Source organism: Xenorhabdus indica (genome assembly GCF_014467235.1).
Taxonomy (GTDB): Bacteria; Pseudomonadota; Gammaproteobacteria; order Enterobacterales; family Enterobacteriaceae; genus Xenorhabdus; species Xenorhabdus indica.
Map to the genome: position 1 here is coordinate 70,446 of NZ_NKHP01000015.1, position 18,893 is coordinate 89,338.

Sequence of the window (18,893 nt, forward strand, 5' to 3'; positions counted from 1 at the left end):
CCTGGTATTCAGAACATGTGTTCAGAACATATAGAACTATTTAGAACGGCCTGAATATTTTTCAGCAGCATCAATTAATGCCGCAGCCACTTGTTCAGTTGCATTAATAATGGCAACGGAGCGGGCTTTTTTTGCCATTTCCCGCAATTGCGAGCGCTGCCACTGTTTCAGCAATTCCACCACAGCATCAGCCGTAAATTGGGGTTGTTCGAGTATCTTTGCCGCCCCTGTTTTCTCCAGTGGTAAGGCATTCCAGTATTGTTGACGATCTTTATGCTGAAATGGCACAAAAATCGCGGGTAATCCTGCCGCTGATACTTCACTGACGGTCAATGCGCCGGAACGACATACTACGATATCAGCCCACGCATAAGCCTGCGCTATATCATCAATAAACTCAGTCACTTTGAATTCAGAGTTGGCTGCGTTCCCATATTTTTTCTGCGTCTCTTCTTGCGCACCTTTCCCTGCCTGATGCCATATCGTGATGCTGTCTCCCATGCGGGCAGCCACTTCCGGCATGGTCTGGTTCAAGATCCTCGCGCCCTGGCTCCCCCCAACAACCAACACACGGACAGGACCTTGTCTGCCTGCAAGACGCTCTTCCGGCACAGGTAGTGCCAATACGTCTTTACGCACCGGATTACCAACCACAGGTGCTTCAGGAAATGCTCCCGGAAATGCTTGTAAGACTGTTTTCGCAATTTTCGCCAGCCAGCGGTTAGTCAAACCGGCAATGCCATTTTGCTCATGCAGAATAACCGGAATACCGCACAACCATGCGGCAATGCCGCCTGGTCCCGAAACATATCCCCCCATCCCCAACACCACGTCCGGCTGATAGCGTTGGAGAATTGCTTTAGCCTGCCGGATCGCCTTAAAAATTCTGACAGGAGCGGCAAGCTGCGCTTTTATCCCTTTACCGCGCAATCCGGAAATCTGTATAAACTCAATATCTATGCCATGTTTCGGAACTAAATTAGCCTCCATGCGATCAGCCGTTCCTAACCAGCGAATATCCCAGCCTTGTTCTTTTAAATAATGGGCAACCGCCAATCCCGGAAACACATGGCCTCCAGTACCGCCTGCCATTACCATTAACCGCCGGTTTTTGCCACTCATTTAGGGCTCCTTACGAACGCCTGTGCTTTTGCCAGACGCACTTCATAGTCAATTCGCAATAATAAAACGATGGCTGTTGACATCACGAGCAAACTCGAACCACCGTAACTTACAAGGGGTAATGTCAGCCCTTTTGTCGGCAACATTCCAGAAGCAGCGCCGACATTGATAAATGCCTGAAAGCTGAACCAGATACCAATGGCACATGCCAGAAAACCAGCAAAACGTTGATCAAGCTGTAATGCCCGGCGGCCAATCATCATTGCGCGGAAAGCGACGAAGAATACCATTGCCAACACTAAAACCACACCCAAATAACCTAATTCTTCTCCTAAAATAGAGAAAATAAAGTCAGTATGGGCTTCCGGCAAGTATTCCAGCTTCTGAACAGAATTCCCCAGCCCCTGTCCAAAAAAATCTCCACGGCCAAATGCCATCAGGGATTGTGTGAGCTGGTAACCACTGCCGAAGGGATCATCCCACGGGTTCAGGAAAGAGGTTACCCGGCGTACCCGGTATGGTTCAGCCACAATCAACACGACGACGGCAAAGATCCCGCAGCCAATGATGGCAAGAAATTGCCATAATTTTGCCCCTGCCAGAAACAGCAGAGCCAGTGTTATCACAAACAGTACTACCACCGTTCCCAGATCAGGTTGTGCCAGCAGTAAGATAGCCAGCGCAATCATGACCCCCATCGGTTTACAGAATCCCCAGAAGTTGTTTCTCACCTCTTCCACTTTTCTCACCAAATAACTGGAGAGATAACAAAAAAGCGATAACTTCGACAATTCCGCTGGCTGAATACGCAGGGGGCCAATTGCTACCCAACGTGATGCTCCATTAACTGAACTACCAACAAACAACACCACGATCAACATCATGATCGTCATCAATAACATGACGTTGCTGTAACGCTGCCAAAACTCCATCGGAATACGTAGTGTGATAAGTGACAGACTAAACGACAGAATCAGATAAATGGCATCGCGACGCGCAAAGATAAATGGATCTTGTGCAAGGCGCTGACCAACCGGCATTGAAGCTGATGTCACCATCACAAAACCAATCACGGCTAACCCCAATATCATCCAGACCAGGGTACGATCATACATGACGATATCTGTGGGATCTGTCTCCACATTATCCGCCAGCCAATGTTTAAATTTACCAAGGCCTGGAATGGTCATTAGCCTAGCTCCTCCGCCAAACGGGCGAATTCACACCCCCGATGTTCAAAACCATTAAACTGATCAAAGCTCGCACAGGCCGGTGACAATAACACCATATCTCCGGTAATCAATTTCGGTGCAATTTCCCGCATCGCCTGTTCCATCGTATCCGTCAATCTGGATACTTCCGGGCGCAATTGTGCCAACTGATTACCATCACGACCAAAACAGTAAAGGCGAATGTTATTCCCTAATACATAAGGTCTGAGTGGCGCGAAATCTGCCTCTTTTCCATCTCCACCCACTAAAAGATAAAGTGTACCTTCCAGGGTCAGACCACTCAGCGCAGCCTGGGTACTGCCTACATTGGTTGCTTTAGAATCGTTTACCCAACGAACACCCTTTCTCATATGTACTACCTGAAAACGATGTGCCAACCCCTGATATGTTCGCAGTGCCCGCAGGCTCGCCTCACGAGGTATACCTACAGCATCCGCCAGTGCTAATGCTGCAAGTCCGTTGGTGTAGTTGTGTTGCCCGGTCAGACACATTTCCTGTGTGGACAACAGTGATTGTTGATTGACGACCAATTGCTGATGTTCATTATCAAGTTGATAATCACCCCGATCTATTCCAAAACTGATACAACGGCTATCTTTACCTGCCATTGGCAAGGTCAACTCATCCTGTGCATTCACTACACATACTTTTGCCTGATCATAGATACGCAGTTTTGCTGCACGGTATTGTGCTAATCCTTCAGGGTAACGAACCACATGGTCTTCAGTGACATTTAAAACTGTCGCTGCGGCTGCCCGCAGGCTGTAAGTCGTCTCAAGCTGAAAACTGGAAAGCTCCAGCACATATAGCTGGTACGATGGCTGTTTAGTCGGTTGTTTTAACAGCGATAAAGCCGGGATGCCGATGTTCCCACCTACACCAACCTGCCATCCCGCTTCTTTTGCCATTTCACCAACCAGACTGGTCACTGTGCTTTTGCCATTTGAACCGGTAATAGCCACAATTGGTGCTGTTGCTTCACGACAAAACAGTTCAATATCTCCGACAATTTCAACTCCGGCGTCAGCCGCTGCCCGCAATTCAGGTGTTGCCAGTGCAATACCTGGGCTGGAGACAATTAAGTCAGCTTCCATCAACCATTGTGTATTGAAACTGCCTGTATGACATTCAACGTTATCAGCTAACTTATCAATTCCCGGCGGCAGGCTACGGGTATCCATCACACGTGGCGTCACACCACGCGCCATGAAAAAATCGACACAAGAAAGTCCGGTTAACCCCAATCCAACTATGACAACTTTTTTACCCATGTAGTTAGGAGTAATATAGTTAGGAGCAATATAGTTAGGCGCTGTGTTGTTAGTCATATAGCCCGTCATGATTAACGTACCTTTAATGTTGCCAGACCAATCAGCACCAGCATCAAAGAAATAATCCAGAAACGCACAATAACCCGCGGTTCTGGCCAGCCTTTCAGTTCATAGTGGTGATGAATAGGTGCCATACGGAAAATACGCTGCCCTCGTAACTTGAACGAACCAACTTGCAAAATGACAGACAGCGTTTCTACAACGAATACTCCGCCCATAATGACCAGCAGGAATTCCTGACGCAGTAATACCGCAATGGTTCCCAGTGCCCCGCCCAAAGCCAATGAGCCAACATCGCCCATAAATACTTGTGCCGGATAAGTGTTAAACCACAGGAAACCCAATCCTGCTCCGACAATTGCGGTACAAACAATTACCAGTTCCCCTGCACGGCTTAAATAGGGAATGTGTAGATAGTTAGCGAAATTAACATTACCTGTCGCCCACGCCACCAATGCAAATCCGGCTGCTACAAAAACTGTTGGCATAATTGCCAGTCCATCCAGACCATCTGTCAGGTTAACCGCATTACTGGTGCCCACAATCACGAAATAAGTCAACAGGATATATAGCAGACCAAGCTGCGGCATCACCTCTTTGAAAAATGGCACAACCAGTTGTGTCGCGGGTGTATCTTTACCAATGCTGTACATTGTAAATGCCACACCCAGTGCCAGTACGGACTGCCAAAAATATTTCCAGCGGGCAATCAACCCCTTGGTATCTTTACGAACAACTTTTCGATAATCATCAACGAATCCTACGATGCCGTAACCAAGCAGAACGACCAGTACGCACCAAACGTAAGGATTATCCAGACGTGCCCATAGCAGAACAGAAATGGTAATGGAGAACAGGATCAGCAACCCGCCCATAGTCGGTGTTCCGCGCTTACTTAAATGGGATTCTGGCCCGTCATTGCGCACAACCTGTCCGATCTGTAATCTTTGCAGGTAAGCAATTAAAGTTGGTCCCATCCACAGCGCAATAAACAGTGCAGTCAGCAAGCCGACAATGGCTCTGAACGTCAGATAGGAAAAGACGTTAAAACCGGTGTGATATTTAACCAGATATTCGGCTAGCCAAACTAACATTGGAAGTTCTCCTTCAATGAGTTCACTACCTCTTCCATTTTGGTACTGCGTGAACCTTTAATTAATACAGAAATCGTTTCGTGTTTTTTCAGTAAAGGAAGCAGAGCTGCAACTAATTCAGCCTTGTTTGCAAAATGCTGCCCCCGGCCACTTGCATCAGAGATATATACACTTAAAGGCCCGACGCTAATTAATTGATCGATGTTTGTAGAGGCGATGGCTTCACCAACCTGACGGTGACATTCAACCGCCTGTTCTCCCAATTCCCCCATATCGCTGACAACCATCACGCGATAGCCGGGCATCCGGGACAACACTTGCGCTGCGGCAATCATAGAACCCGGATTGGCATTATAGGTGTCATCCAAAACCATTTTTCCCTCGGCCAAATGAACAGGGAATAAACGCCCCGGAACCGCTTTCAACGCCAATAGGCCAGCGTGAATATTATCGAGGGAAGCCCCTACAGAAATCGCCAGCGCACTGGCAGCTAACACATTGGCAATATTATGTTTGCCGGGTAGCGGTAACATAACGTTACAACTTCCAATTGGCGTATGCAGACAAAAATGCGTTTCCAATAACTGCTCTTGAATATCTGTCGCGTAAAAATCAGCTTCTGCTGTCGGGGTAATAGAAAAACGCCACACTGTCTGTTGCTCACTGCTAGCCTGCTGCCAGTTATGCCAGTCATTGCTCTCCAGATTGATAATGACGGTTCCTGTTGGTGAAAGCCCTGCAAAAATTTCACCTTTTGCTTTTGCAACTCCCGCCAACGAGCCAAATCCTTCCAGATGAGCAGAAAACAGGTTATTTACCAATGCACTTTCAGGACGTACCATTTCAGTGGTATAAGCAATTTCACCAATGTGGTTAGCGCCCAACTCAATCACGGCAAACTGATGTTCCTGAGTGAGTCTGAATAAGGTTAATGGCACACCGATATCGTTATTGAAATTCCCTGCGGTATACAGCGTATTACCACATTGACGCAAAATTGCTGCGGTCATCTCTTTCACCGATGTTTTGCCGGAAGAACCAGTCAATGCAACAACTCGCGCATTACTTTGCTGGCGAACCCAACTTGCCAGTTTGCCCATTGCCAAACGGGTGTCCTGCACGATCACTTGAGGACAATTAACATCAAGAGGTCGGCTAACCAATAATGCCCCTGCTCCCCGTTTCGCAACATCCGCCGCGAAGTGATGGGCATCAAAGTTTTCCCCTTTTAAAGCAATAAACAGATCACCACGAACTATTTTACGGCTATCAGTTTCTACAGACCGAATCTGAGTGGTAACAGCCTGCTGTTCAGAAACACAATGTAGCGTTCCTTCGGTGACTTGGACCAGTTGCTGTAGTGTCAATGGGATCATGCGGTCACCCCCAATAAACGTGCAACCGTCAGGCGATCTGAGTAATCCAACCGACGATTACCCACTAATTGATAATCCTCATGGCCTTTACCTGCTACCAGCACAACATCTTCCTCACCCGCCTGCATGATGGCACTGGTGACAGCTTCAACACGCCCATGAATAACCATTGCACTTCCCGGGTTGATGAAACCCGCCAAAATATCCGCAACAATAGACTGAGGTTCTTCGCTACGGGGATTATCATCAGTAACAACAACTCGGTCAGCCTCTTGTTCTGCAACGCCTCCCATCAGTGGACGTTTGCCTTTATCGCGATCTCCTCCACAACCAAATACACACCAGAGCTGCCCCTTACAATGCAACCGTGCAGCAACCAGCGCTTTTTCCAATGCATCCGGAGTGTGGGCATAATCCACGACAACCGTAGGGTGAGCTGATGCCGAAAAGACCTCCATACGCCCACAGACGGGCATCAGACAAGACGCCGTCTTCAGCAATTTTTCCAATGGATATTGCAGTGATAATAGCGTTGCAAGCGCCAATAGCAGATTGCTGACATTAAAGGCCCCCATCAGAGGACTCTTGATAGTTCCTGTCCCCCAACTAGAGGTAAATGCAATGGAGGCACCTTTATTGTGATAACGAACTTCCTCCGCGGATAACCAACGCCCCTGCCAACTTTCCGGCAAACGATTTTCCATCGTGACAGCAACGGCTTCTGGCAGACAAGAGAGCCATTTCAGCCCAACCTCATCATCGGCATTAATAATTTTTTGTTTGACTTCATGGTTACTAAACAACAACCATTTGGCTTCTTCGTAATTTTTCATATCACCATGATAGTCAAGATGATCACGGCTTAAGTTAGTGAAAACAGCAGCCTGAAAAGGTAATGCAGCTACTCGCCCTTGAACCAGACCGTGTGAAGAAACTTCCATTGCTGCAAAAGTTGCGTGCTGATCGACGAGCTGTTGTAAATCAAGTTGAATATCAACGGCGGAGCCTGTGGTATTTTCACTGGGAACTGTCATACCTAGCAGGCCATTCCCTACCGTACCCATTACCGCACTGGTTTCTCCAAGAGCTTGACTCCACTGTGCCAATAATTGTGTTGTCGTGGTCTTACCGTTGGTGCCCGTCACACCTACCAGTTTTAATTTATTACCTGGATGTTGATAAAATTCACCTGCCAATTTCGACAGTTTATTATTTAAATCATCAAAATAGATAACTGGAACACCGTGTATTTCCTGAATAGTGCCGTTATCCGCTTTTCCCTTCGCTTCAGCGATCACCGCAGCGACCCCTTGAGCGATAGCTTGAGGAATGTATTTTCGACCATCTGCCTGGTGCCCTTTAACCGCAACAAACAGATCTCCGGCAGCCGCTTTGCGGCTATCCAATGTCATTTCTCGCAGCGGAAGCTCAGGAGCATCAACTCCCCAAAGAGCCAATAAATCGCGTAAATTACGATCTTCCACTTTTATCCTCTTTATTTATTCATCACAAATTAGTTATTAACCACGAACTCTTTTTTATCGTCCGCAGGCAATGCATCAGGCTCGACGTTCATCGTACGGAGAACACTACTCATGATGTTGCCGAAAATAGGCGCTGAAACTGCACCGCCATAATATTTACCTGCTTGTGGATCATCGACAATCACAACCAGTGCAAAACGTGGGTTACTCGCAGGCGCAACTCCTGCGGTATAAGAGATATATTTATTGACATACTTGCCATCCGGCCCGACTTTTTTCGCCGTACCGGTTTTGATTGCAATGCGGTAACCTTTTATTGCCGCACGTACCCCACCTCCACCAGGCAATGCCACACTCTCCATCATGTGCACCACTGTGCGCATGATATTCTCAGGAAATACTCGAGTACCCGGAACTGGGGGATCGACCTTAGTAATTGATAAAGGACGATAAATACCGAAGCTGCCTATTGTTGCGTAGACTCGCGCTAACTGTAACGGTGTTACCATCAGCCCGTAGCCGAAAGAGAAGGTGGCCCTCTCAAGATCAGACCACCGTTGTCTATTTTTTGGAAATACACCACTCTTTTCTCCGACCAACCCCAAATCGGTCGGTTTTCCCATCCCAAAGCGGTAATAAACATCTACCAGCTCCGAGGCAGGCATCGCTAACGCCAGTTTAGAAACACCAACGTTACTCGATTTCTGTAAAATCCCCGTGATGGTTAACTCAGGACGTGGCGCTACGTCTTTGATTTCATGTCCTCTCGAACCATACATCAATCGGTAAGGTCTGGTATCCAACACGGTATTTTCTTTAACAATGCCACTATTCAGCGCACTCATCACAACCAACGGTTTCACTGTAGAACCGGGTTCGAACATATCAGTAATGGTACGATTACGCATGGCATCTTTTGGCGTTCCCGCCAGATTATTCGGGTTATAAGACGGGCTGTTTGCCATTGCCAACACTTCGCCAGTGTTAACGTCTACCAATACGGCAGAGCCAGATTCCGCCTTGTTAAGTACCACAGCTTTCATCAATTCCCGATAAACCAAAGTCTGAAGACGCTCATCAATACTGAGAGCCAAATCATGAGCAGCTTTTCTGTCTACAGATGAAACATCTTCAATAACTCGCCCGGTGCGATCTTTACGAACAGTCCGGCTTCCCGGCTTACCTGTCAGCCAGCTATCGAAACTCTTTTCCACCCCCTCGATACCATTGCCATCAATATTGGTCACACCAATAATATGTGCAGTCACCTGCCCTGCCGGATAATAACGGCGGGACTCCTGGCGCAAATAGATACCCGGAAGTTTCAGTTTTCCAACATAATCACCAATAGAGGTATTAACTTGACGAGCAAGATAAACAAAACGCCCTTTAGGATATTCATTGATTTTACTGGTTAATTGATCAAGAGGAATGGAGAGCGCATCAGCTAACGCCTGCCAACGGGTGTCATCCGTAATACCGCCTTTTTCAAAGATTTCTTTGGGATCTGCCCAGACAGCATCTACAGGTATACTGACTGCCAATGGGCGTCCATTGCGATCGTTAATCATGCCACGGGCAGTCGGAATAGATTGGACACGCAGAGAGCGGGAATCCCCTTCTTTCACCAAACGATCAGGATTAATGATCTGCAAATAAGCCACTCGAATCAAAAGCCCGATTAAAGCAAGCGAAATGCCTCCACACAGTAAGACAAAACGCCATCTGACAAAACTGGCTTTATCTTCTTGTTTTTTCAACTTTAAAGAGCGTGCAGCTTTCATCGCCTACCTTTTAGTTGTCAACTGGACTTATTGAGTAATCACAATATTTTCTTGTACCGGATCGACATGTTGCATATGAAATTTTTCAGTCGCTATAGATTCGATCCGACTGTGGTCACCCAATGCATTTTCTTCAAGGAGCAAGTTACGCCATTCAATATCTTGGGCATCAATCTGAATTGCCTGACGTTCTTTCTCCGCAGTCAATAAGCGGGTCTGATGGGTGACCGTCACAACACTGATCGCTGAAATCACTACAGCCACCAGTAAAATCAATGGGATTTTGGCATTGCGGATTAAATCGCTGCCAATGACTCCCACTAATCCATGACGTTCACCTGCCATTATTCACCTGCCTTTTCAGCAAATCGCAATACCGAGCTTCTCGCTCTCGGATTGGTTGCCACTTCATCCCCTGAGGGTTTCAACCTGCCAATTGATTTCAGACTACGCCCCCCTAATGCTTTTAATTGCACTTCGGTAAGAGGCAAACCTGCTGGAACCTGTGGCCCCTGACTATGTTGCTGGATAAAGCGTTTCACTATGCGATCTTCCAACGAGTGGAAACTGATGACTGATAATCGCCCTTGTGGTGCTAAAACCTGTAATGCACCTTCCAATGCACGTTCTATTTCTTCCAGTTCACTGTTAATGTAGATCCTGATAGCCTGAAAACTGCGTGTCGCAGGATGCTTATGTTTCTCCTTAATTGGACTCGCCTGAGCAATTAGCTCTGCCAATTCTCTGGTCCGCGTGATGGGTTCTTCCTGATTGCGAGCAACAATGGCTCTCGCAATTCGTTTGGCAAAACGTTCTTCACCAAAAGTTTTCAGTACCCACGCAATATCATCTGCTTCAGCCTTCATCAACCATTCTGAGGCTGATTGTCCCCGGGTGGGATCCATCCGCATATCCAAAGGCCCATCACGCATAAATGAGAAACCACGTTCAGGATCATCCAGTTGCGGTGAAGACACCCCTAAATCCAGCAAAATACCATCGATTTTTCCAGCCAGACCTGCATCTCTTACATAAGTAGCCAAATCTGAAAATGGCCCATGAGTAATAGAGAAACGCAAATCAGTAATTGTTTTTGATGCTTCAATGGCCTGCGGATCGCGATCTATTGCCATCAAACGACCATTCGGCCCCAACTTTGATAAAATCAGGCGAGAGTGTCCCCCTCGCCCGAATGTTCCATCAATATAAATTCCATCTTCCCGGATATTCAGTCCATTGACAGCTTCATCCAGTAATACACTGGTGTGCTTAAAATGACTATTTGCCATGTTTATAGTGATAAATCCTGTAGCCTTGCTGATAAAGGTTCATGTGTGGATTGTTCAGTCGCAATATCACTCTGTACCTGCTGATACCAGACTTGCTCATCCCACAATTCAAATTTATTAAATTGCCCAACCAGCATGACTTCTTTTGTTAGCCCTGCATGCTGACGCAATGTATTGGCTAACAGAAGACGCCCTGCACTGTCCATTTGGCATTCACTAGCGTGTCCTAATAACAAACGTTGAACGCGACGTTCGGCTGGGTTCATGCTGGATAAGCGAGATAATTTTTCTTCGATGATTTCCCATTCGGGTAATGTATAGAGCAACAGACACGGCTGATGAAGATCAATTGTACAAACCATTTGACCTTTTGATTCCGTATTCAGTGTTTCCCTATATCGGGCAGGTACAGTAAGTCGCCCTTTAGTATCGAGATTAACCAGCGTTGCTCCACGAAACATACTCAGGTTACCCCTTGGTGGCCCAAATCTCCACATTATCCCACAAATCACCACAATTAAGAGTTTACGGATGGTATGAAAACCTTGTCAAGCCAGAGCCGATGTGCTTTAGCTAGATTTACAGAAAGATTTAAGAGAGAAAAAGAAGGATTTTTCAGATTTGGTAATATTTATAAAATATAACACTATGATAAATATGAATTATTTAATGATGCTGACGGGGCTAATCTGAAAAAAATTTTTTAGGGCAAATAATTACCACTTAAATTAATTTATGTAATCCATATCGCATTATTGCCCAATTGTTAATCAGTGGTAATCTATCAATAATAAAAATATACTCAAGTTAAAATAGTATAAAAAGTAATAATAAAATGAAATAAAATAGAATACCAGAAACTACAATTATTTTAATATCAATCAAATAGAATATTTTCTTCCATTAAAGAAATAACATTCATTTATAGTGCCATTTTAAAAGAAAAAATCTATTTTTTTATCTTCAATAGCAGGTCAGCCATTTTTTTACTCATGGATTTTTGTTTAGAAAAATTTTAGTCAGAATAATCTCAAAATTAAGTCAACGAACCCATTTTAATGATTTTAGATACATGATAAGTACCCTCATATTACATGAGGGCACACAATCAGATTTTACGGCTCAAACTTCCGCGGCGACATAAATGACGGCGCATACGTGTCATTCCCGGAGCGGGTCTCTGTTTTTCATCCAGACTGGCTAATACTAGCGACAGAGCCTGTTCGGCAACATCACGATGGCGTTGTGCCACTGATAACACCGGACATTCAAGAAAATCGAGTAATTCATGGTCACCAAACGTTGCAATGACCAATTGCTCCGGCAATCGTCCACTGCGTTTAAGAATGGTATCCATCACTCCCTGGAGCAAGGCAAATGAAGTTGTGTATAACGCCTGAGGCACTGGATTATTTTCCAACCATGAAGCAAAAACTTCTGCGGCGGCTTCACGTTCATAACTGTTCGCATAAAGATAGTTCACTTTACGCGGATCATTTTCCCATGCTTCGCGGAATCCTTGCTCGCGTAAAAAGCTAACTGATAATTCAGGCAGTGCACCCAAATAAAGAACAGATTCTGACGGGAATTGACGCAATTCCTGTGCCAGCATTTTCGCATCTTCGAGATCATCCCCGACAACACTGACAAAATGTTCACTATCCAATGCACGATCAAGTGCGATAATCGGCAGAGAGCGATTTGCCCAACGTTGATAAAATGGATGTTCAGGAGGAAGAGCGGTGGAAACAATAATAGCATCCACTTGTCGCTGCAAAAGATGTTCAACGCAACGCATTTCATTATCTGGCTGATCTTCAGAACAGGCTATCAATAACTGATACCCGCGTTGCCGTGCCTGACGTTCAAGATAGTTGGCAATGCGGGTATAGCTCGTATTTTCCAAATCCGGTATCACTAAACCAATTGAACGGGTGCGCCCCGCCCGAAGACCCGCGGCAACAGCATTAGGATGGTAGTTATGCTCCCTGACCACTGCCATCACTTTTTCTACTGTCTTATCGCTGACACGATACTGTTTGGCTTTACCATTGATAACATAACTGGCCGTAGTACGTGAAACCCCTGCTAAACGGGCGATCTCATCCAGTTTCACATTAACCCCTCAGTAATATGATAGAAAAAGCCCTACTTTACAGTAGGGCCCGGTAAATATCTGTATATTAATCCGCATATTGCGATCTTTCATCGCATAATTTTCTCACCACGGCTGACACCAACAATACCTGAACGTACCACTTCCACGATTTCTGCAACCTCTCGCACAGCATCAAGAAATGCATCCAGTTTTTCGCTCGTACCCACCAACTGAACGGTATACAACGTTGAAGTGACATCAACGATCTGCCCGCGAAAGATATCTGTGCTACGTTTGATTTCTTCACGGCCATATCCACTGGCCTGTAACTTCGCCAGCATAATTTCACGTTCAACATGAGCACCGGCAGTTAACTCATTGACCCGTAGAACATCCACCAGCTTATGTAATTGTTTTTCAATCTGCTCTAATACCTTAGCATCGCCTTTGGTTTGAATAGTCATACGTGACAAAGTTGGGTCTTCCGTTGGTGCCACTGTCAGACTTTCAATATTATAGCCACGTTGGGAAAACAGCCCGACCACACGAGACAATGCGCCCGATTCGTTTTCAAGTAATACAGACAAAATCCGGCGCATGATCAGGTCCTCTCTGTTTTGCTTAACCACATCTCATCCATTGCTCCACCCCGGATCTGCATTGGATAAACGTGTTCTGTTTCATCAACGGTAACATCAACAAAAACCAGACGCTGGTTTTCAGTCACTTCACGCAAAGCCTGAGTCAGTTTACTTTCCAGTTCATCATACGTTCGGATAGATACACCAATGTGACCATAAGCCTCTGCTAATTTGACGAAATCAGGTAGTGACTCCATATAGGATTGAGAGTGGCGACCGGCATAAATTATATCCTGCCACTGTTTCACCATCCCTAAAAAACGGTTGTTTAAGTTCAGTACCAGCACCGGCAAACCATACTGTAATGCAGTGGACAGTTCCTGAATATTCATCTGAATACTGCCATCTCCTGTCACACATACTACGGTCGCTTCCGGTTTCGCCAGCTTAACCCCCAGTGCTGCCGGCAAACCAAATCCCATGGTGCCTAAGCCACCGGAGTTAATCCAGTGTCTTGGCTCATCAAATGGATAATGCAGTGCGGCGAACATCTGATGCTGGCCGACATCTGATGCGAGATAGGCTTTTCCTTCGGTCAGGCGATAGAGGGTTTCAATCACCGCCTGCGGTTTTATTTTCGGACGGGTGCGATCATAATCAAGGCACTTGCGGCTACGCCACTGTTCAATGGAAAGCCACCAATCTTTTATGGCATCCGGGTCTTGTGTATCTTCCGTTGTATCCAACAACTCCAGCATTTGACCAAGTACCTGTCTGGCATCACCCACAATCGGAATATCAGCCGTTACAGTTTTGGAAATTGATGTTGGATCGATATCAATGTGTAATACCGTCGCTTTCGGGCAATATTTAGCAAGATTATTGGTAGTACGATCATCAAAACGCACCCCCACAGCAAAAATAACATCAGAATTGTGCATTGCTTTGTTGGCTTCAAACGTGCCATGCATTCCCAACATTCCCAGACTCTGCCGGTGAGTCGCAGGAAAAGCACCAAGCCCCATCAGCGAACTGACAACAGGAAGATGAAAATGCTCTGCCAGTTTCAGCAATTGCGGTGAACACCCTGAACTGATGGCACCACCGCCCACATACAGCACTGGCTTTTTCGCATCCAGCAGTGTTTTCAGCGAACGCTTAATCTGTCCTTTATGCCCCTGTATCGTGGGGTTATAAGAACGCATACTGATTTTTTCTGGATAAACATAGGGAAATTTCAGTGCTGGATTGACAGTATCCTTAGGAAAATCAATAACAACAGGCCCTGGCCGACCGCTTGCCGCCAGATAGAAGGCTTTCTTGATTGTACTTGGGATATCTTCTGCTTTCTTCACCAGAAAACTGTGTTTTACGATAGGACGCGAGATCCCTACCATATCACATTCTTGAAAAGCATCATTACCTATCAGAGAGCTAGGCACCTGACCAGACAGCACGACCATCGGTACTGAATCCATATAGGCTGTTGCAATTCCCGTGATAGCGTTGGTTGCTCCTGGTCCTGAAGTGACTAATACAACCCCTGTTTTTCCCGTTGAACGAGTATATCCATCTGCCATATGAACAGCTCCCTGTTCATGACGAACCAGAATATGCTCTATTCCCCCAACCGTATGCAGGGCATCATAAATATCCAAAACTGCCCCACCCGGATAACCGAATACATGTTCAACGCCCTGATCGATTAACGATCTGACGACCATTTCGGCTCCTGACAACATCTCCATCGAGTTTGCCTCCAGGCTCTGTTTGCAAGTTAATGTCAGAACTTCATAAGGCCATCATAAGAAACAACCTTACTTATTCCATTTCTTATTTATATAAAATGAATATGTAATAAGCGTACTTAATCATGTTCATTTCATGAATACATTGAACCATTAACATAACGTTAGATACCAAGGTTATCAAACATCAATTCACATACTAAAAACATTTTTTTAATAAAGATATTGGCATTGAGCTAATTTGAACCAGAAACTACCGTGTTTTTATGCTTTATTTTCAATAATCTTTTTTGTCATTTCTTTTCAATCCCGATACATAGATTCAATTTCACTCTGATAATGCTGTGAGATTACTTTGCGCCGCAATTTTAGTGTTGGCGTTAATTCACCTTTTTCCATGGAAAAAGCCTCTGGCAACAGAGTAAAACGTTTCACCTGGTGGAACTTCGCAATATTTTTTTGTAATTCTTTCAGGCGTTGTTCAAATAACTCGATAACCTGATGATTACGCAGTAACTCAAAACGACTGTGATAATGGAGATTAATGGATTTTGCATAATCCTCCAGCGCTTCATAGCTAGGTACAATCAGTGCAGAAACAAACTGACGGGTATCAGCAATAACAGCAATATGTTCAATAAAACGATCCTGACCTAACGTCCCCTCAATCAATTGTGGAGCAATATACTTTCCTGTTGATGTTTTCATTAAATCTTTCAGGCGTTCTGTAATGAACAAATTGCCTTTATCATCTATCCCTCCTGCATCTCCGGTGCGCAACCAACCATCTTCGGTGAAGGCATGAACAGTGTCTTCCGGCCGGTTAAAATATCCCTTCATCACGATTGGGCCACGAACCTGAATTTCTCCCTCAGTACTAATACGAACATCGATTCCGGGTAATGGACTACCAATCGAACCTAACAGATAATTTTTTTCTTCCCAACAGGAAACGGTGGCACAAGTTTCTGTCATACCATAGCCATACTTGATATTGAGTCCAACAGACAAGAAGAAACGCATAATGGAATCGTCAAGGCGTGCTCCCGCGACTGGCAGAAAACGGATCCGGCCTCCCAATATTTGGCGAAGTTTGTCCAATACCAACCGATCTGCCAGTTTTTCGCCACATAAAGAGAACGGACACCCTTTCTTACTGTTTAATTGACGTAACCAACGACTTTCACCCCGTTTGATTGCCCAGTGAAAAATCATTCTGCGCCAAAACGGCGCACGGGAAACTTTTTCAAGGATTGCGCTATACACTTTTTCATAAAAACGCGGGACAGAGCACATCACTGTCGGTCGCACATCAACCATCGCTTCACGCACAAAATTTGTGTCAGTCAGATAAACATTCAAAGCGCCTGTATGCATGACGTAATAACTCCATGCACGCTCAAAAATATGAGATAACGGCAGAAAGCTCAGAGATACATCCTGCTCAGTCAGCGTCAATCGCTGGTCATGCAGATAAAGTTGAGCAGCCACATTCTGGTAATCCAGCATGACACCTTTAGGCTCTCCTGTTGTGCCTGAGGTATAAATCAGAGTAAAGAGATCACGCAAATTCTGCCCTGCGATACGGTTATCAAGTTCAGATTGATATTGTGACCAATCGGTCGCAATAAATGTTGATAAATACAACGCTTGCGGACATTCCTGCAAATCAACAGATTCATCCAGTACAACCAGATGATTAAGCTGCGGACACAACGCTATCAGAGTCACCGCAACATCATATTGTTCCTGTCCTCCAACGAATAATACCCGTACACCAGCATCATTAAGAATAAATGCAGCCTGATCACGGCTACTGGTGGAATAAAGCGGTACAGTGACAGCACGTAGCTGTAAGATAGCCAGATCTGCCAATGACCATGCCATTGAGTTATGCGCAAAAATACCGACTTTTTCCTGAATCTCCACACCAAGCGATAACAAGGATTTTGCGATAGATTTTGTTTTCCTATCGACATCCTGCCAGCTCATTTCAAACTGTTCTGATGGTGACCATTGGCGAAATGCAATCTTTTCAGGATACTTGCTGATTTGCTGCTGTAATCGCGTGATCAAGTGATAAGAGTGCAAAGAATTTGTTATCACAATATATTCCTGTTCTAAATCTTCGGTTCATCATATTCAGCAAAGATAACTGACTACTTTTCAGCTTACATGTGTTAGCTATTTTCGCGCAGTCTACCCATTCCTGATGAAAGGGGGAAGAATATTTTTAAGATCTTCTCCCCCCTGACGGGGGAAGTTTGCAGGATTTATCAGATAACTATAGATATGTAGAACTAAATACCACCTTATACCTGCTCACTAAGATCTCTTAGTAACGATTTCATCCATTGGTGCCCTTTATCTCTGTTCATAGAAGCGTGCCATATTAAATAACAAGGACAAGAAATGTTACTATTGGACAGCGATACTGCCCGTATATTTAATTGTTTGGAATAGTGTTCAACCATCCATTTAGGCGCTATAGCAACCAAATAAGTCTGAGACACAATGTTGAGAACACTATTTAAATCTGTTCCCTGATAAGAGATCGAATCCAATAATTCACTATTTTCGTAGTAAGGTTTACTGAATGAATCAGTATTATCTAATGTCACAATCGCATGTCTCTCCTCCAACAATTGCTGTTGATTGATACATTCACTAATTCTGGGATGTTTTTGGGAAACAGCCAGAACCAACTCGTCATTAAATAATGGGAAATGCTGAAAATCAGGATGTTCAAATTTGGTATAACTGATAACGAATTCTATTTCTTGATATTTTAATTGCCGCTCAATATTTTCGCTAATTTGTGTTTTAATCACCACATCAATATTCGGAGAGTGTTTTTTTATTTCTCCAACAATTTGAGCAGCTAAACGGATATCAAGTGGGCTGCAAATAGAAAGATTAAATGTTCTTGTGCTATTATCAGGATCAAACCCGGCACCGGGTAATTCATTATGCACAATCTGAAGTGCCTGCTTAAGTGGTCCGAAAAGCTGCTTTGCTCTTGCTGTTGGCTGAATTCCCCGCCCATGCCGCACAAATAACTCATCATCAAACATCGTTTTTAAGCGGGAAACTGCGTTACTGACCGCTGGCTGTGACATACCTAATGCCTGAGCCGCGCGTGTAATATTCTGCATTTGCATAACAGCATTAAAAACAGTAAGCAAATTGAGATCTACACTACGCAATTGAACTTCACAGGGTTCTTTTCTTCCCATACCTGTAGTTACTGAGTTGTATCCAGCCATTATTTAATTTCACTCCACTATATTTATTACAGCGTTCTCATTAAGGAATGAATATTGGCAACTTTACCATGCAAAATTTCAACATTTTAAAAAGCCATATCAATTAATGAGAGCATTTACCCAATTAGTTATAATTTAATTGAGATTGTTCCTTGTACAAGAAATATGCATACAACATATTCTTATCTATACCCTATGAATTTCAATTCACTTTAGCGAAGTAGGTATAAAAATCAGTCGATAATAACAGGATAACAATCATAAATGATTCAATAGTAAATGACTGTATTCCAATTACCAAACCTATGCAGGCTAAAACCAACTTTTTATATATCGCTAAAATTCATCAAGAATAAACTGTCTATCAGAAATTAATATCTATAACCATTTTCAGAAAGTTTATTTTTATAAAAATCGCTTTCAGAAAAGCCAATGATTTACATTAATAAAAATGAAAAAATACCAACCATAAACAGCATAACTGTTTA

The 18,893-nt window shown here is 44.5% G+C and carries 15 protein-coding genes; all 15 read right to left on the minus strand.

The genetic code is table 11. The annotated features are described in order from the left end of the window. Positions 1 to 36: 36 nt before the first annotated feature. The 15 genes from murG to leuO all read right to left on the minus strand — a co-directional run bounded on the left by murG (position 37) and on the right by leuO (position 18,405). Positions 37 to 1,122, minus strand: a complete 1,086-nt coding sequence (gene murG / locus Xind_RS12725) for an undecaprenyldiphospho-muramoylpentapeptide beta-N-acetylglucosaminyltransferase (protein WP_187650171.1) — start codon at positions 1,120 to 1,122, stop codon at positions 37 to 39. Continuing rightward, positions 1,119 to 2,312 (minus strand): cell division protein FtsW, encoded by a 1,194-nt coding sequence (gene ftsW / locus Xind_RS12730; protein WP_047681757.1) that lies wholly within the window; start codon positions 2,310 to 2,312, stop codon positions 1,119 to 1,121. Before ftsW ends, murG begins: the two co-directional genes overlap by 4 nt. Further along, positions 2,312 to 3,682 carry a UDP-N-acetylmuramoyl-L-alanine--D-glutamate ligase gene (gene murD, locus Xind_RS12735; RefSeq protein WP_187650191.1) on the minus strand — a complete coding sequence of 457 codons (1,371 nt, stop codon included), beginning with the start codon at positions 3,680 to 3,682 and terminating at the stop codon, positions 2,312 to 2,314. Before murD ends, ftsW begins: the two co-directional genes overlap by 1 nt. Before the next feature lie 14 nt (positions 3,683 to 3,696). Then, a complete protein-coding gene (gene mraY, locus Xind_RS12740) occupies positions 3,697 to 4,779 on the minus strand; it encodes a phospho-N-acetylmuramoyl-pentapeptide-transferase (protein ID WP_047681754.1) in 1,083 nt (360 codons plus the stop codon). Beyond that, positions 4,773 to 6,155 (minus strand): UDP-N-acetylmuramoyl-tripeptide--D-alanyl-D-alanine ligase, encoded by a 1,383-nt coding sequence (gene murF / locus Xind_RS12745; RefSeq protein ID WP_187650172.1) that lies wholly within the window; start codon positions 6,153 to 6,155, stop codon positions 4,773 to 4,775. Before murF ends, mraY begins: the two co-directional genes overlap by 7 nt. Then, complete coding sequence (gene murE / locus Xind_RS12750) at positions 6,152 to 7,639, minus strand: UDP-N-acetylmuramoyl-L-alanyl-D-glutamate--2,6-diaminopimelate ligase (RefSeq protein ID WP_187650173.1); 1,488 nt, start codon at positions 7,637 to 7,639, stop codon at positions 6,152 to 6,154. The genes murF and murE overlap by 4 nt, the downstream gene beginning before the upstream one ends. A 29-nt stretch (positions 7,640 to 7,668) precedes the next feature. Next, positions 7,669 to 9,423, minus strand: coding sequence for a peptidoglycan glycosyltransferase FtsI (locus tag Xind_RS12755; RefSeq protein ID WP_047681746.1), 1,755 nt, complete (start codon positions 9,421 to 9,423; stop codon positions 7,669 to 7,671). 27 nt (positions 9,424 to 9,450) lie between these two features. Next, complete coding sequence (ftsL, locus tag Xind_RS12760) at positions 9,451 to 9,771, minus strand: cell division protein FtsL (RefSeq protein ID WP_047681743.1); 321 nt, start codon at positions 9,769 to 9,771, stop codon at positions 9,451 to 9,453. Next, positions 9,768 to 10,712: a 16S rRNA (cytosine(1402)-N(4))-methyltransferase RsmH gene (rsmH, locus tag Xind_RS12765; RefSeq protein WP_047681740.1), complete on the minus strand. Its 945-nt coding sequence runs from the start codon at positions 10,710 to 10,712 to the stop codon at positions 9,768 to 9,770. The genes ftsL and rsmH overlap by 4 nt, the downstream gene beginning before the upstream one ends. Before the next feature lie 2 nt (positions 10,713 to 10,714). Further along, positions 10,715 to 11,173 carry a division/cell wall cluster transcriptional repressor MraZ gene (mraZ, locus tag Xind_RS12770; protein WP_047681738.1) on the minus strand — a complete coding sequence of 153 codons (459 nt, stop codon included), beginning with the start codon at positions 11,171 to 11,173 and terminating at the stop codon, positions 10,715 to 10,717. Between the two features lie 647 nt (positions 11,174 to 11,820). After that, positions 11,821 to 12,828 (minus strand): catabolite repressor/activator, encoded by a 1,008-nt coding sequence (gene cra, locus Xind_RS12775; protein ID WP_187650174.1) that lies wholly within the window; start codon positions 12,826 to 12,828, stop codon positions 11,821 to 11,823. Between the two features lie 89 nt (positions 12,829 to 12,917). Then, positions 12,918 to 13,409, minus strand: coding sequence for an acetolactate synthase small subunit (gene ilvN / locus Xind_RS12780; RefSeq protein WP_047681733.1), 492 nt, complete (start codon positions 13,407 to 13,409; stop codon positions 12,918 to 12,920). Between the two features lie 2 nt (positions 13,410 to 13,411). Continuing rightward, on the minus strand, positions 13,412 to 15,139 hold the full coding sequence (ilvI, locus tag Xind_RS12785) for an acetolactate synthase 3 large subunit (RefSeq protein ID WP_047681730.1): 1,728 nt from the start codon (positions 15,137 to 15,139) through the stop codon (positions 13,412 to 13,414). Positions 15,140 to 15,442: 303 nt separating this feature from the next. Further along, positions 15,443 to 17,242, minus strand: coding sequence for an AMP-dependent synthetase/ligase (locus Xind_RS12790; protein ID WP_420856072.1), 1,800 nt, complete (start codon positions 17,240 to 17,242; stop codon positions 15,443 to 15,445). Between the two features lie 209 nt (positions 17,243 to 17,451). Continuing rightward, positions 17,452 to 18,405 (minus strand): transcriptional regulator LeuO, encoded by a 954-nt coding sequence (gene leuO / locus Xind_RS12795; protein WP_047681724.1) that lies wholly within the window; start codon positions 18,403 to 18,405, stop codon positions 17,452 to 17,454. Between the last annotated feature and the right edge of the window lie 488 nt (positions 18,406 to 18,893).

Excerpts from the sequence above, each read along its gene's own strand:
- murG (WP_187650171.1), bottom strand. The coding sequence starts at position 1,122 with ATGAGTGGCAAAAACCGGCGGTTAATGGTAATGGCAGGCGGTACTGGA.
- ftsW (WP_047681757.1), bottom strand. The coding sequence starts at position 2,312 with ATGACCATTCCAGGCCTTGGTAAATTTAAACATTGGCTGGCGGATAAT.
- murD (WP_187650191.1), bottom strand. The coding sequence starts at position 3,682 with ATGACTAACAACACAGCGCCTAACTATATTGCTCCTAACTATATTACT.
- mraY (WP_047681754.1), bottom strand. The coding sequence starts at position 4,779 with ATGTTAGTTTGGCTAGCCGAATATCTGGTTAAATATCACACCGGTTTT.
- murF (WP_187650172.1), bottom strand. The coding sequence starts at position 6,155 with ATGATCCCATTGACACTACAGCAACTGGTCCAAGTCACCGAAGGAACG.
- Xind_RS12755 (WP_047681746.1), bottom strand. The coding sequence starts at position 9,423 with ATGAAAGCTGCACGCTCTTTAAAGTTGAAAAAACAAGAAGATAAAGCC.
- rsmH (WP_047681740.1), bottom strand. The coding sequence starts at position 10,712 with ATGGCAAATAGTCATTTTAAGCACACCAGTGTATTACTGGATGAAGCT.
- mraZ (WP_047681738.1), bottom strand. The coding sequence starts at position 11,173 with ATGTTTCGTGGAGCAACGCTGGTTAATCTCGATACTAAAGGGCGACTT.
- ilvN (WP_047681733.1), bottom strand. The coding sequence starts at position 13,409 with ATGCGCCGGATTTTGTCTGTATTACTTGAAAACGAATCGGGCGCATTG.
- ilvI (WP_047681730.1), bottom strand. The coding sequence starts at position 15,139 with ATGGAGATGTTGTCAGGAGCCGAAATGGTCGTCAGATCGTTAATCGAT.
- leuO (WP_047681724.1), bottom strand. The coding sequence starts at position 18,405 with ATGGCTGGATACAACTCAGTAACTACAGGTATGGGAAGAAAAGAACCC.